General features: G+C 69.8%; 13 protein-coding genes and 1 tRNA gene. 8 read left to right on the forward strand and 6 right to left on the reverse strand.

Annotated elements, in window-relative coordinates; all coding sequences use genetic code 11:
- Positions 1–88: 88 nt before the first annotated feature.
- Positions 89–1,381 carry an ATP-binding protein gene (locus tag OSC27_RS00415; protein WP_267179452.1) on the forward strand — a complete coding sequence of 431 codons (1,293 nt, stop codon included), beginning with the start codon at positions 89–91 and terminating at the stop codon, positions 1,379–1,381.
- Positions 1,378–2,067 (forward strand): LuxR C-terminal-related transcriptional regulator, encoded by a 690-nt coding sequence (locus OSC27_RS00420; protein ID WP_267179453.1) that lies wholly within the window; start codon positions 1,378–1,380, stop codon positions 2,065–2,067. The genes OSC27_RS00415 and OSC27_RS00420 overlap by 4 nt, the downstream gene beginning before the upstream one ends.
- Positions 2,068–2,193: 126 nt before the next feature.
- On the opposite strand, the gene OSC27_RS00425 is transcribed toward OSC27_RS00420, so the two are convergent.
- From OSC27_RS00425 to OSC27_RS00445, 5 genes are all read right to left on the reverse strand, one after another.
- The gene (locus tag OSC27_RS00425) at positions 2,194–2,859 is read right to left on the reverse strand and encodes a response regulator (protein WP_267179454.1); all 666 of its coding nucleotides are present in this window, start codon (positions 2,857–2,859) and stop codon (positions 2,194–2,196) included.
- On the reverse strand, positions 2,856–4,082 hold the full coding sequence (locus OSC27_RS00430; RefSeq protein ID WP_267179455.1) for a sensor histidine kinase: 1,227 nt from the start codon (positions 4,080–4,082) through the stop codon (positions 2,856–2,858). The genes OSC27_RS00425 and OSC27_RS00430 overlap by 4 nt, the downstream gene beginning before the upstream one ends.
- Before the next feature lie 36 nt (positions 4,083–4,118).
- On the reverse strand, positions 4,119–4,991 hold the full coding sequence (locus tag OSC27_RS00435; protein ID WP_267179456.1) for an ABC transporter permease: 873 nt from the start codon (positions 4,989–4,991) through the stop codon (positions 4,119–4,121).
- Entirely contained in the window at positions 4,988–5,890 is a 903-nt protein-coding gene (locus tag OSC27_RS00440; RefSeq protein WP_267179457.1) for an ABC transporter ATP-binding protein, read from the reverse strand. Before OSC27_RS00440 ends, OSC27_RS00435 begins: the two co-directional genes overlap by 4 nt.
- 477 nt (positions 5,891–6,367) lie before the next feature.
- Positions 6,368–7,585 carry a pyridoxal phosphate-dependent aminotransferase gene (locus OSC27_RS00445; RefSeq protein WP_267179458.1) on the reverse strand — a complete coding sequence of 406 codons (1,218 nt, stop codon included), beginning with the start codon at positions 7,583–7,585 and terminating at the stop codon, positions 6,368–6,370.
- Positions 7,586–7,845: 260 nt separating this feature from the next.
- Between OSC27_RS00445 and OSC27_RS00450 the strand changes: the two genes are divergently transcribed.
- The 6 genes from OSC27_RS00450 (at position 7,846) to OSC27_RS00475 (ending at position 11,422) form a co-directional block, all read left to right on the forward strand.
- Positions 7,846–7,918, forward strand: a tRNA-Trp gene (locus tag OSC27_RS00450).
- A 43-nt stretch (positions 7,919–7,961) separates the two neighbouring features.
- Positions 7,962–8,240, forward strand: coding sequence for a preprotein translocase subunit SecE (secE, locus tag OSC27_RS00455; RefSeq protein WP_267179459.1), 279 nt, complete (start codon positions 7,962–7,964; stop codon positions 8,238–8,240).
- 94 nt (positions 8,241–8,334) lie between these two features.
- Positions 8,335–9,366, forward strand: a complete 1,032-nt coding sequence (nusG, locus tag OSC27_RS00460; protein ID WP_267179460.1) for a transcription termination/antitermination protein NusG — start codon at positions 8,335–8,337, stop codon at positions 9,364–9,366.
- A 91-nt stretch (positions 9,367–9,457) separates the two neighbouring features.
- Positions 9,458–9,886 carry a 50S ribosomal protein L11 gene (gene rplK / locus OSC27_RS00465; protein ID WP_267179461.1) on the forward strand — a complete coding sequence of 143 codons (429 nt, stop codon included), beginning with the start codon at positions 9,458–9,460 and terminating at the stop codon, positions 9,884–9,886.
- Positions 9,887–10,004: 118 nt separating this feature from the next.
- Positions 10,005–10,694, forward strand: coding sequence for a 50S ribosomal protein L1 (gene rplA / locus OSC27_RS00470; protein WP_267179462.1), 690 nt, complete (start codon positions 10,005–10,007; stop codon positions 10,692–10,694).
- A 113-nt stretch (positions 10,695–10,807) separates the two neighbouring features.
- Positions 10,808–11,422, forward strand: coding sequence for a GNAT family N-acetyltransferase (locus OSC27_RS00475; protein WP_267179463.1), 615 nt, complete (start codon positions 10,808–10,810; stop codon positions 11,420–11,422).
- Positions 11,423–11,437: 15 nt separating this feature from the next.
- Here the strand turns inward: OSC27_RS00475 and OSC27_RS00480 are convergent, their stop codons facing one another.
- The gene (locus tag OSC27_RS00480) at positions 11,438–12,406 is read right to left on the reverse strand and encodes an NADP-dependent oxidoreductase (protein WP_267179464.1); all 969 of its coding nucleotides are present in this window, start codon (positions 12,404–12,406) and stop codon (positions 11,438–11,440) included.
- Between the last annotated feature and the right edge of the window lie 102 nt (positions 12,407–12,508).

The raw sequence follows: 12,508 nt of genomic DNA on the forward strand, positions 1-12,508 counted from the left end.
GGGGGAGCACCCTGAGCGCACCCTGAATCCGACCCCGGAGTCGCCCCTTTACCCCCTGAAGCGAACAAGGAGGTGATTGGATGCTGGAGTGACCCCCGACGCCGGCGCCTCTCGCGCCTTCCGAGCACCGCTCGCGCGACCGCGCCTCTGCGTGCTCGGCGGCGTGTGTGCGGCGCTCGCCCGCCACCTGAACATGAGCGTTGCCGTCGTGCGCATCATCTTCGTCGGGCTCGCGTTCGCCGGCGGCGCCGGGCTGCTGCTGTACGTGTGGTTCTGGGCGCTCGTGCCGCTCGAGGGGCAGGGCGGTGCGAGTGCCGCGGGCGCAGGTGCTGCTGCCGGCGCGGGTGCCGCACCATCCGCGGTCCGCCGCCGCATCAACGTGCCGTGGCTGCTCTTCGCGGTGGCCGTCGCGCTCGCCATCGCCGCCTTCGTTGACGGCGCGTTCGGCGGCGGCTCCCTGTTCATCGTGACCGTCGTCATGCTCGCGTGTGCGGCGGGCAGCGTGGCGTGGGACCAGCTCGTCGAGGCGGGCGACGGCACCGTGCCAAGCGGATGGGCCCGCGCCCCCCTCGTCGCCGGTGCCGTGGCCGGTGCGGGCGCGCGCGGGGGTTCGCGCAGCATCCGCGTCGCCGCCGGCGGCCTGCTCGTGGCCGTCGCCGTGCTCGAACCCGTGGCGTGGGCGCACGTCGACGCGTGGCTGGCCTGGCCGCTCTTCACGCTCACGGTGCTCGTCGCGGCAGTCGTGCTGTTCGGCCCGTGGGCGCTGCACCTGTGGCAGCAGCTGATGACCGAGCGCACCGCCCGCGTGCGCGAGGAGCAGCGGGCCGAGATCGCCGCGCACCTGCACGACTCCGTGCTGCAGACGCTGGCGCTCATCCAGAATCGAGCGGGCGCCTCGAGCGAGGTCTCCCGCATCGCCCGCGCCCAGGAGCGTGAGCTGCGCGAGTGGCTCTACGCCGGCGCCGATCCGCTGGAGACCGACCTCGCCACCGAGCTCAAGGACTTCGGCGCCGCGCTCGAGCTCGACCACGCCGTGCGCATCGAGGTAGTCGCGGTGGGCGAGCCGAGCGAACGCGGCACCGGCGAGCTCGCGGCGGCCGCTCGCGAGGCCATGCTGAACGCGGCGCGGCACGCCGGCGGTGACGTCTCCGTCTACATCGAGACCACCGCCGACGCGGTCGACGTCTTCGTGCGCGACCGCGGCCCCGGATTCGACCCCGAGACCGTTCCGCAGGGCAGACTGGGTGTGCGGGAATCGATCATGGGACGGATGCGCCGAGCCGGCGGCTCGGCCCGCGTCGTGCCGGGCGCCGGCGGAGTGGGCACCGAAGTGCGGCTGCATCTCGACCGACGCGACGCAGACGAAGGGGAGCAGCCATGACGCAGGAACCGGAGCCCGGCGTGCAGGGGGCGGCCACCGGCATCCGCGTGGTCATCGTCGACGACCACTCGATCTTTCGCTCCGGCCTACGCAACGACCTGGACTCGACGCTTGAGGTGGTGGGAGAGGCGGCCAACGTGGATGCCGCAGCCGACGCCATCGCAAGCCTGAAGCCCGACGTGGTGCTGCTCGACGTGCACCTTCCCGGCGGGTCGGGCGGCGGGGGTGCTGAGGTGATCCGGCGCAGCCAGGCGGCGTCGCCCGCGACCCGGTACCTCGCGCTCAGCGTGTCGGACTCGGCGGAAGACGTGGTCGGCGTGATCCGTGCCGGCGCCCGCGGCTACATCACGAAGGCGTCGTCGGGCAGCGAGGTGAGCCGCGCGGTCGCGGCCGTCGCCGATGGCGACGCGGTGTTCTCGCCGCGGCTGGCCGGGTTCGTGCTCGACGCGTTCGGCGCCGCGTCAGGCGAGCAGGCCGAGGCGAACGACGAGCTGGACCGGCTCTCGGCACGCGAGCGCGAGGTCATGCGGCTCATCGCGCGCGGCTACGCCTATAAAGAGGTGGCGGCCGAGCTCTTCATCTCGATCAAGACCGTCGAGACGCACGTGTCGAGCGTGCTGCGCAAGCTGCAGCTCTCGTCGCGCCACGAGCTGACGGCATGGGCGCTGGAGCGCCGCCTGCTCTGACCCCCGAACGCCGGTTGAGGAGCGCCGCCCCACTGCGGGTTGAGGAGCGCCGCAGGCGCGTCTCGAAAACCTGCGCCAACCGCGGTTTCGAGACGCCGCTTCGCGGCTCCTCAACCGGCTAGCCTCCTATAGCAGCCCCAGCTCGAGCGCGAGCGTGACCGCGCGCGTGCGGTCGCCGACGCCCAGCTTCTCGAACACGTGCAGCAGGTGCGTCTTCACGGTCGCCTCGCCGATGAACAGGCGCCGGCCGATCTCGGGGTTGCTCAGCCCGTCGGCCACGAGCCGCAGAACGTCGAGCTCGCGCGCGCTCAGCCGAGGTCGCTCCGCGCCGGCCGCCGTGCTCTCGCTCGTCGAGCGCACCCGCTGCACCAGCTTGGCCGCAATCGCCGGCGCCAGCACCGTCTGACCCCCCACCACCGAGCGCACCCCGGCGAGGATCTCCTCGGCGGGCGCCGCCTTCAGCAGGTAGCCGCTCGCCCCGGCCTCGATCGCGCCGAGAATGTGGTCGTCCGTCTCGTATGTCGTGAGAATCAGCACGCGCGTGTGGGGCAGGCTCGCGGTGATGGCCGCGGTGGCCTCCGCGCCGTCGAGGCGCGGCATCCGCAGGTCCATGAGTACCAGGTCGGGCGTGAGTTCCTTCGCACGTCGCACCGCCTCTTCGCCGTCGCCCGCCTCACCGACGACCGTGATGTCGTCGGCGCTGGCGAGCAGCCCGGCGATGCCGCTGCGCACGACGGGGTGGTCGTCGACCACGAGCACGCGGATGTCGCGGGTCACCCTCTCGGCGCTCATGCGGCGCCCATCGTGCCGAGCGCAACGGTGCCGCCCGCAGGGGTCTCCGCACGCGCGGCCTCGCTGACGGGAGCCGGAACCGTCACGACAAGGCTCGTGCCCTCGCCCGGCGAGCCCGTCACCTCGAGCCGGCCTCCCACGAGCGCCACGCGGTCGCGCATGCCGCTCAGTCCGAATCCGTTGTCGGCGCTGGGGGTGTATTCGACGAGGCCGCGGCCGTCGTCCCGCACCTCGAGGCGCAGGTCGTCGCCCACACGCTCCAGCGACACGCGCGCCTGCGAGGCGCGAGCATGCTTGCGCACGTTCGCCAGGCCCTCCTGGGCGCAGCGCAGCAGCACCACCTCGAGCTCTCGCGGCACGTCGGCCACCGTCACGCTCGCGGTCACCTTCACGTCGGTCTCCCGGGTGAATCGGGCCGCAAGCCGCGCCACGACCTCGGCGAGCGACGAGTCCCCGACGGGCAGCGGCGCCAGCGCCGCCACGAGGGAGCGGGCCTCGGTGAGCGCCTCACGCGCGGTGCCCTCGATAAGCTCGACGGTCTCGAGTGCGCCATCCGCTCCCTCGCCCGCTCGCCCCAGCTCGCCGCGCGCCCGTTGCGCGAGCAGCACGAGGCTGGTCAGGCTCTGCGCGATGGTGTCGTGGATCTCGCGGGAGAGCCGTTCGCGTTCGCTCGCGACTCCCGCGTCGTGGTTGGCCGTGGCCAGCTCACTCTGCACCGCCGTCAGCTCGTCGAGGAGGCGCGCGCGTTCCTGCCCGTAATCGGCGATGCGAGTGATCCAGAGGCCGAGGGCGATGCTGAACGCGAGCGACAGCGCCTCGGTGACGACGGCCTGAGTGACCGCATCGGCGCTGCCGCCCAGGCTGATGACGAACCCGACCCCGACGCTCGAGGTCAGCAGCAGGTTGACGAGAATCGCCTGCCTGATCGACGCGGAGAGGTGCCAGATGAGGGGCAGTGCGATCGCCTGGAACGTTGCCATGGCCGGCTGGAATGACGTGAGCACGCCGGCGCCCAGGGCCAGCACGATCATGAAGGCCAGGGCGACGCGGGGGCGGGCGAAGGCCAGCCGGCCGAACGCGAAGTAACAGAGCACGAGGGCGGCGAGGGTCGCCCAGACGCCCCAGGTCGCCGCCATCACATCGGGAAAACTGAACGAGGCGATCAGGCCGAGGGCGACGACGGCCGCGCTGAAGGCGAGGTCCCACCATTTCGTTGCCGTCATGCCAGCCAGCTTTCCATGTCGCATGCCGATCCCGCCTCAGCTGTCCTTACGAATCCAGCGGAACGTCACCCGGCACAGCACGAGCCCGACGACGAGCCAGATGCCGAGCGCGATCGCGACGCCGCCCAGGTTCCATGCGCCGCCCTGCTCGAGGCTCGAGAACGAGTCGGGCAGGAACACCGCCCGCATGCCCTGCGCCATCCACTTCAGCGGGAAGATGCCGGCGACGTTCTGCAGCCAGTCCGGCAGCATCGAGAACTGCAGGTATACGCCCGAGATGAACTGCAGGATCAGCACGATCGGAATGATCACCGCGGTCGCGCTCTTGCCGCTGCGGGGCAGGCCGCTCAGCGCAATGCCGAGCACAGCCGAGGTGGCGATGCCGAGCACGAAGACCCAGGCCAGAGTGAGCCAGCTGCCGGCATCCGTCGGCAAAGCCACGTTGAACGCCACGCGGGCCAGCGCCAGAAGCAGCGCCGCCTGCAGAACTCCGGTCACGAAGACCTGACCGAACTTGCCGATGAAGTAGCTGAGCTTGGGCAACGGAGTGCCGGCCAGGCGCTTGAGCGTGCCGTCGCTCTTCTCGCCCGCGATGTCGACGGCGAGGTTCTGCAGGCCGCTGAGCAGCACGCCGGCCGCGACCATGCCGGGCAGGTAGTACGCCGCGATCGTGATGCCGCCAGAGCCGTCGGCCGCCGCGCCCAGGTCGCCCTGTGAGCTGAAGGCGACCGCGAAGATCGACAGCATCACCAGCGGGAACAGGAACGTGAAGAAGACGGTGTCGCCCTGCCTGAAGTAGAGGCGGGTCTCGTAGCCGATGCGGGAGATTCCCAAGCGGATGCTGCGGCCCGCCGCCAATGTCGGCAGCCCCTCGGGCGTGGCGGGCCGTGCCGCGGTGATGGCGCTCATTCTGCGTTCTCCATTCGGTGCGATTGGTGCTGGTCTTCGAGGCCACGTGCGGCGTCCGCTTCGACCATGTTCAGGTAGATGTCTTCGAGGCTGGGCCGGATGACCTCGAGCGAGTCGGGCTCGCCGCCCGCGCGTGCCGAGAGCTCGGCGACGAGCGCCGCCGGCCTTGACGTGCGCTGCTCGTGCGGGCCGTCGGCGTCGCGCCAGCGCACCATGGGCACGCGGGCGTCGGCCCCGCCGATCTCGTCGATGGGCGCGATCTCGAGCAGCGTGCCGCCCGCGATCACGGCCGCGCGGTCGCCCAACTGCGCCGCCTCGTCGAGGTAGTGCGTGGTCAGCAGAATGGTGGTGCCCTCGCTCTTCAGCGTGCGGATCAGCTGCCAGAACTCGCGCCGCGCCTCCGGGTCGAAGCCGGTGGTCGGCTCGTCGAGGAACAGCAGCTGCGGCCGCCCGATGATGCCGAGCGCCACGTCGACGCGCCGGCGCTGGCCTCCCGAAAGCGAGCGGATGCGGCTCTTCGCCTTCTCCTGAAGCCCCACGGCCGCGATCACCTCGTCGACCTCGCGCGGCCGCGGGTAGAAGCCGGCGAAATGCGTGAGCTGCTCGCGCACGGTGGCGGTGCCCGGCTCTCCCGTGGACTGCAGCACGATTCCAAGCTGCGCCTTCCAGTCGAGGCCGCCGCGGTGCGGGTCGACGCCGAGCACCGTGATCTCGCCCGCTGTGCGGTCGCGGTAGCCCTCGAGGATCTCGATCGTTGTCGACTTTCCGGCGCCGTTCGGGCCGAGCAGCGCGAGCGTCTCGCCTCGCTGAATGTCGAAGCTCACGTCGCGCACGGCGGTCGCCGCGCCGTAGTCCTTGCGCAGGCCGCGAACGCTCACGGCCGTCTCAGTTGTGTTCATGAGACAAGAGTCGCGCGGATGCGTCGGGCGCACCAGCGCCCGACCGGCCGACCCACCCTCCACCGACCGGTGGATACGAGCCGCCGCTGTGGAGCGCCGAAGACGCGCTTGAGTGGGTTGAGGAGCGCCGAGGACGCGCTTGAGTGGGTTGAGGAGCGCCGAAGGCGCGCTTGAGTGGGTTGAGGAGCGCCGAAGGCGCGTCTCGAAACCCAGCGCTCCCGCCCGCACTTCACTTCGCCGAGAGCGGGTGTTTGCGACGAACCGGCGTGTTCCACCACTCGCTCTCGTCGCGAAAGCTCAGTCTCGGCGGGAGTTCGGGGTTCGGAGTTCGGGGTTCGGAGTTCGGGGTTCGGAGTTCGGGGTTCGGGGTTCGGGGTTTGAGACTCGGCGGGGGTTCGGGGTTTCGGGGTTCGAGTCTCGGCGGGGGTTCGGGTTTCGAGACGCCGCTTCGCGGCTCCTCAACCCGCACGGTGCGGCTCAGGCGAAGAGGCGCTGCAGGCGCTGGATACCCTCGAGCAGGGCGTCGTCGCCGAGCGCGTACGACAGGCGCAGGTAGCCGGAGGGCCCGAACGCCTCGCCCGGCACCGTCGCCACCTCGGCCTCCTCCAGAATGAGGTCGGCCAGCTCGAGCGAGGTCGTCGGCGTCCGGCCGTGCCACTCGCGACCGAGCAGGCCGGTCACGTCGGGGTAGACGTAGAAGGCGCCGTGCGGCAGCGGAGTGACCACGCCCGGGATGCGCCCCAGCTCGGCGACGATGGTGCGACGGCGGGCGTCGAACGCCCGGCGCATCCGCTCTACTTCGGTCTGCGGGCCGGTCAGCGCCTCGAGCCCGGCACGCTGCGAGATGTTGGAGACGTTTGATGTGAGGTGGGACTGCAGGTTCGCGGCGGCCTTGATGGCGTCGGCGGGGCCGACCATCCAGCCGAGGCGCCAGCCCGTCATCGCGTACGTCTTCGCGACGCCGTTGACGAGGATCGTGCGGTCGGCGAGCTGCGGCACGGCCTCCACGATGGAGACGGCGCGCGGTGCGGGGTCGCCGGGCTCGTCGCCGTACGTGAGGTTCTGGTAGATCTCGTCGGCGATGACCCAGAGGCCGTGCTCGTCGGCCCATTCGCCGATGGCGCGCGTCTGCTCGGGCGAGTACACGGCGCCCGTCGGGTTGGACGGCGAGACGAACAACAGCACCTTCGTGCGCGGCGTGCGGGCGGCCTCGAGCTGGTCGACCGTGACGAGGTAGCCCTGATCGGCGCCGGCGAAGACATCGACCTGGCGGCCGCCGGCGAGCGTGATGGCCTCGGGGTAGGTGGTCCAGTACGGTGCGGGCACGAGCACCTCGTCGCCGTCGTCGATGAGCGTCGCGAACGCCTGGTAGACCGCCTGCTTGCCGCCGTTGGTCACGACGACGCGCGAGGCGTCGATCTCGAGGCCCGAGTCGCGCAGTGTCTTCGCGGCGATCGCCTCACGCAGCTCGGGCAGGCCTGCGGCCGGCGTGTAGCGGTGGTTCCTCGGGTCTCGCACCGCGGCCAGCGCCGCCTCGACGATGTTCTCGGGGGTGCGAAAGTCGGGTTCGCCGGCGGCGTAGCTGATGACGGGCCGGCCCTGGGCCTGGAGGGCCTTCGCCTTGGCGTCGACCTTGAGCGTCGCCGATTCGGCGATCTGGCGGATGCGGCGGGAGAGTCGGTTCTGGTCGCTCACCCGCCAAGCCTAGCGTCGCTCAGCTTTACAGGGCTTTCGCCCGTCGCTTACACTTGAGACGGCTGGTGAAATTGCCATGCTTTTCTGCGCCCATTTATTGCCCTAGCAGGGCGGGCAGAACACTCGTGAAACGTACGTGATCGGGGAGTCTGTGCGTCGGTTCGGGCCGCAGGGAAGGCTGTGATTTCCGGTGCCGAAGATGCGAAATTCTCGCGTGTGTGCTGAGCTTGTCGAAGCGGATGCGTGAGGAGTTCGTGCAAAGGGCGGTGGCTCAATTGGTAGAGCAGCGGTCTCCAAAACCGCAGGTTGCAGGTTCGAGTCCTGTCCGCCCTGCAAGTCGGCGTGTGACGCGCCGGCCCACGAAAGGTGTGACCAGGTGGCCCGAAGAGTGATCGACGAACCCAGCGAGGAGATCGTCGCCAGTGCGAAGAAGGATCGCGCCGAGCGGCGCGGCCCCTTCTCCCGACTGGCGACCTTCGTCAGGCAGGTCGTCGCAGAACTGAAGAAGGTCGTGACGCCGACCCGCAAAGAGCTGCTCAACTACACCGGCGTCGTGCTGGTGTTCGTGATCATCATGATGGCGATCGTGTCGCTGTGCGACTGGGTGTTCGGCCTCGGAGTGGTCTGGGCGTTCGGAAACGGCAGCGGCTCTTAGCCGAGACGTAAGGGCCCGCGGCAGCTGGGCCGGCAGAACCCGTGGTGGCGTGTGAGCCGGGCGGGTACGCGAGAAGAAATGGAATGGGTATTCAGTGACTGAGAGAGATCGCGAGAGCGTCGACTGGTCGACCGCGGCGGAGCAGTCCTCCGAGGAAGACGAGGCGCAGACGGGCAACGAGCTCGCGCTCGAGGTCGAGGCGGCTGGTGCCGCGGAGCACAAGGCACTGCACGTCGTCGACGAGGAGGCCGTCGCAGACGACTCCAACGAAGCGGGCGACGAGCCGGTAGACGACGAGGCGGCGGCCGAGGGGGCGGCGTCAGGCGAAGCGGATGCGCTCGACAGCGGCGCGATCCAGGTCGACCTCGATGCGATGCTCGACGCCATGGCCCAGGCGAACGACCCCGAGGCCGACGCGGCCGTCGAGGAAGCGCTCACGGTCGAGACCGACGATGAGGAAGAGGCGGCACTCGAGGCCGCCGAGGACGAGGAGGCGGCCCAGGTCGTCGACCCGTACGACGAGTTCCGCGCCGAACTGCGCGCCAAGCCGGGCAAGTGGTACGTGATCCACTCGTACGCCGGGTTCGAGCGTCGCGTGAAGCAGAACATCGAGAACCGCATGGTCTCCATGAGCATGGAGGACTACATCTTCCAGGTCGAGGTGCCCATGGAAGACGTGGTCGAGATCAAGAACGGCCAGCGCAAGATGGTGACGCGTGTGCGCATCCCCGGCTACGTGCTCGTGCGCCTCGACCTCAACGAGGACAGCTGGTCGGTCGTGCGCCACACGCCCGGTGTCACCGGGTTCGTCGGCAACGCGCACAACCCCACGCCGCTGCGGTTCGAAGAGGCGTTCAACATGCTGAAGTCTCTGGTGCAGGTTGAGGCGGCCCCGACGGGCAAGGCCACCGGCGCCAAGGGCCAGAAGGCCGCCGCCCGGGTGATCCCGGCCGAGGTGGACTTCGAGATCGGCGAGACCATCACGATCAAGGAGGGCTCGTTCGCGGGCCTGCCCGGTTCGATCAGCGAGATCAAGCCCGAGAGCGGCAAGCTCACCGTGCTCGTCTCGCTCTTCGAGCGCGAGACGCCGGTCGAGCTGAGCTTCGACCAGGTCACGAAGCTCTAACTCCCCCCCTACCACCGCGATTCGGAGAGACCGAAGTGCGCGGGAGAGCCGACCGGGGCATCCGGCGGTTCGAACATGAAAGAAGGAAAACATGGCACCGAAGAAGAAGGTAACTGGTCTGATCAAGCTTCAGATCAATGCCGGCGCCGCCAACCCCGCCCCGCCTATCGGCCCGGCGCTCGGTCAGCACGGCGTGAACATCATGGAGTTTTGCAAGGCGTACAACGCGGCGACCGAGTCGCAGCGCGGCAACGTGATCCCCGTTGAGATCACGGTCTACGAGGACCGCTCGTTCACGTTCGTTCTCAAGACCCCGCCCGCGGCCGAGCTCATCAAGAAGGCCGCCGGCGTTGCCAAGGGCTCCGGCGTGCCGCACACGACCAAGGTCGGCAAGCTCAACCAGGAGCAGGTGCGCGCCATCGCCGAGCAGAAGATGGCCGACCTCAACGCGAACGACATTGACGCGGCGTCCAAGATCATCGCCGGCACCGCCCGCTCCATGGGCATCACGGTCGAGTAACTCGACGCCCGGTGGTCGAGTGGCGCGAAGCGCGTATCGAGACCCCGACCAACACCACAACACTTGTGGCAGCGCCCGCCAGGCGCACATGACCACACTCTCTTTGAGGAGATTCAACATGGCACAGAAGTCCAAGGCCTACCGGGCAGCGGCCGAAAAGATCGAGCCCGGTAAGTACTACACCCCGACCGAGGCCGTCTCGCTTGCACGCGAGACCGGCTCGGCGAAGTTCAACTCGACCGTCGAGGTGGCACTGAAGCTCGGCGTCGACCCCCGCAAGGCCGACCAGATGGTGCGTGGCACCGTGATTCTGCCGCACGGCACGGGCAAGACCGCGCGCGTCGTCGTGTTCGCGACCGGCCCGGCGGCCGAGGCCGCCATCGCCGCGGGCGCAGACGAGGTCGGCGGCGCCGAGCTCATCGAGCGTGTCGCCGGCGGCTGGACCGACTTCGACTCGGCCGTCTCGACCCCCGAGCTCATGGGCCAGGTCGGTCGACTCGGCAAGGTGCTCGGCCCCCGCGGCCTCATGCCCAACCCGAAGACCGGAACGGTCACGCCCGACGTGGCGAAGGCCGTCTCCGACATCAAGGGCGGCAAGATCGAGTTCCGCGTCGACAAGCACGCGAACGTGCACTTCGTCGTGGGCAAGGCCGGCTTCACCCTCGAGCAGCTCGACGAGAACCTGCGCACGGCGCTCGAGGAGGTCAACCGCCTCAAGCCGTCGTCGTCGAAGGGTCGCTACATTCAGAAGGGCGCCGTGTCGACCACGTTCGGCCCCGGCATTCCGCTCGACGTGAACGCGCTCTGACGTCATCGCGTCGAACGCTCTCGAAGGCCCCGCACCAGCACGGTGCGGGGCCTTCGTCGTCGTGTTACGGGTCACTCGGGGCGGCGTCCGCCCGCGCTCGGTACAATCGCGAAATGCCAGTCACCGTTCGAGACGCTTGTGTGGCGGATGCGGCGGCTCTCGCCGCCGTCGCCGCAGCGACGTTTCCGCTCGCGTGCCCGCCGCACACCACCGTCGCCGCGAAGGCGCAGTTCATCGCGACGGTGCTCTCGGCGGAACGGTTTCGTGAGTACATCGCGGCGGATGACCGGCGCGTGCTCGTCGCCGTCGATGGCGGTGACATGGTGGCCGGTGACCCTGCCGACGGCGGTGAGGGCGCGGCCGGCGGCGAACCTGCCGATGGCGACCAGCACGCGCGCGGGGCGATCGTCGCGTACGCCATCGTGGTGGTGGGCGAGCCGGGTGATGCCGACGTCGCAGGCGCGCTGCGCATCCGCCCCACTGTGGAACTGAGCAAGTTCTACGTGCTGCCTGAGCACCATGGCGCCGAGGTGGCGCGTCTGCTCATGCGGGAGGCGCTCGCCGCCGGCCTCGAGCGCGGTGCCGCGGGAATGTGGCTGGGCGTGAACCAGCTGAACGAACGGGCACAGCGCTTCTACGCGAAGAGCGGATTCGAGCGCGTCGGCACGAAGCGGTTCCTGGTGGGTGACCGCTTCGAAGACGACTTCGTGTTCGAGCGCGCCCTCTGAGGGCACCGGCGCCGGTCAGCGCACGCGCAGCGCGATCTTGCCGCGCGTGTGGCCGCCCTCGAGCGCGGTGCTGGCGGCCGCGGCATCCGCGAGGTCGTAGACCTTCTCGATGTGCACGCGCACCTCGCCGCTCGACAGCAGGCCCGCGATCGTCTCGAGCGTGCGGGCGTCCGGCGCTACCTTGTAGTCGGTCGCGCGCACCCCCGCGGCAGCCGCTTCGTCGAAGAAGCCCGGCCAGCTGCCGGTGGGCACGTTCACGATGAGTCCGCCCGGCTTCAGCACCTTCAGTGACCGTGACCCGGTGTCGTCGATGACGTTGCCGATGAGGTCGATCACCACGTCGACCGGCTCGATCGCATCCTCAAAACGCGTGGTCGTGTAGTCGATGACCTCGGATGCGCCGAGTCCCCGAAGGAACTCGGCGTTGCGCCCGGACGCCGTCGTCACCACATGCGCCCCGAAGTGGCGCGCGAACTGCACGGCGAAGTGCCCGACGCCGCCGGAGCCGGCATGGATGAGGATGCGCTGCCCCTCGTGCGCCTCGGCCAGCTCCACCACGGGCCCCCACGCCGTCATGGCGGCGAGCGGCACGCCCGCCGCCTCCGCGTGCGACAGCGAGGCCGGCTTCCTCGCCACGCTGAGACTCGGCACCGCGACGACCTCGGCGAAGGAGCCGCTGAAGCGCGGCACCATGACCATGCCGAACACCTCGTCGCCCGGCTGAATGGGGTGGGCCGCGTAGGGCGATTTGATGACGACGCCGCTGAAGTCGTGGCCGAGAACCGCCGGGTAATTCTCGATCGCCGCCGAGACACCGCGACCGGCCCGCGTTTTGACGTCGATGGGGTTGAGCGCGGCCGCGTGCACCTCGATGAGGAACTCGGCGTTGACGCTGAGCGGCACGGGCACGTCGGCGAGCCGCAGCACGCTCGGGTCACCGGTCTCATCGATCACGACGGCCCGCATCGTCTTGGCAGTTTCCATGGGCAGCTCCTCCCGATCACACGCGGCCGACGCCGCGGCTCGACACGTCCATTCTGCTCCGCGCTCCCATCTGGGTGCGCGGGTGCCGATCCGCTAGCATTC

The organism is Microbacterium sp. STN6 (genome assembly GCF_026410545.1).
Classification (GTDB): Bacteria; Actinomycetota; Actinomycetes; order Actinomycetales; family Microbacteriaceae; genus Root112D2.

Bases quoted from the DNA above. Each gene is read 5' to 3' on its own strand.
- OSC27_RS00425 (WP_267179454.1), bottom strand. From the start codon at position 2,859: ATGAGCGCCGAGAGGGTGACCCGCGACATCCGCGTGCTCGTGGTCGAC.
- rplK (WP_267179461.1), top strand. From the start codon at position 9,458: ATGGCACCGAAGAAGAAGGTAACTGGTCTGATCAAGCTTCAGATCAAT.
- rplA (WP_267179462.1), top strand. From the start codon at position 10,005: ATGGCACAGAAGTCCAAGGCCTACCGGGCAGCGGCCGAAAAGATCGAG.
- OSC27_RS00440 (WP_267179457.1), bottom strand. From the start codon at position 5,890: ATGAACACAACTGAGACGGCCGTGAGCGTTCGCGGCCTGCGCAAGGAC.
- OSC27_RS00430 (WP_267179455.1), bottom strand. From the start codon at position 4,082: ATGACGGCAACGAAATGGTGGGACCTCGCCTTCAGCGCGGCCGTCGTC.
- OSC27_RS00480 (WP_267179464.1), bottom strand. From the start codon at position 12,406: ATGGAAACTGCCAAGACGATGCGGGCCGTCGTGATCGATGAGACCGGT.
- OSC27_RS00420 (WP_267179453.1), top strand. From the start codon at position 1,378: ATGACGCAGGAACCGGAGCCCGGCGTGCAGGGGGCGGCCACCGGCATC.
- OSC27_RS00435 (WP_267179456.1), bottom strand. From the start codon at position 4,991: ATGAGCGCCATCACCGCGGCACGGCCCGCCACGCCCGAGGGGCTGCCG.
- OSC27_RS00475 (WP_267179463.1), top strand. From the start codon at position 10,808: ATGCCAGTCACCGTTCGAGACGCTTGTGTGGCGGATGCGGCGGCTCTC.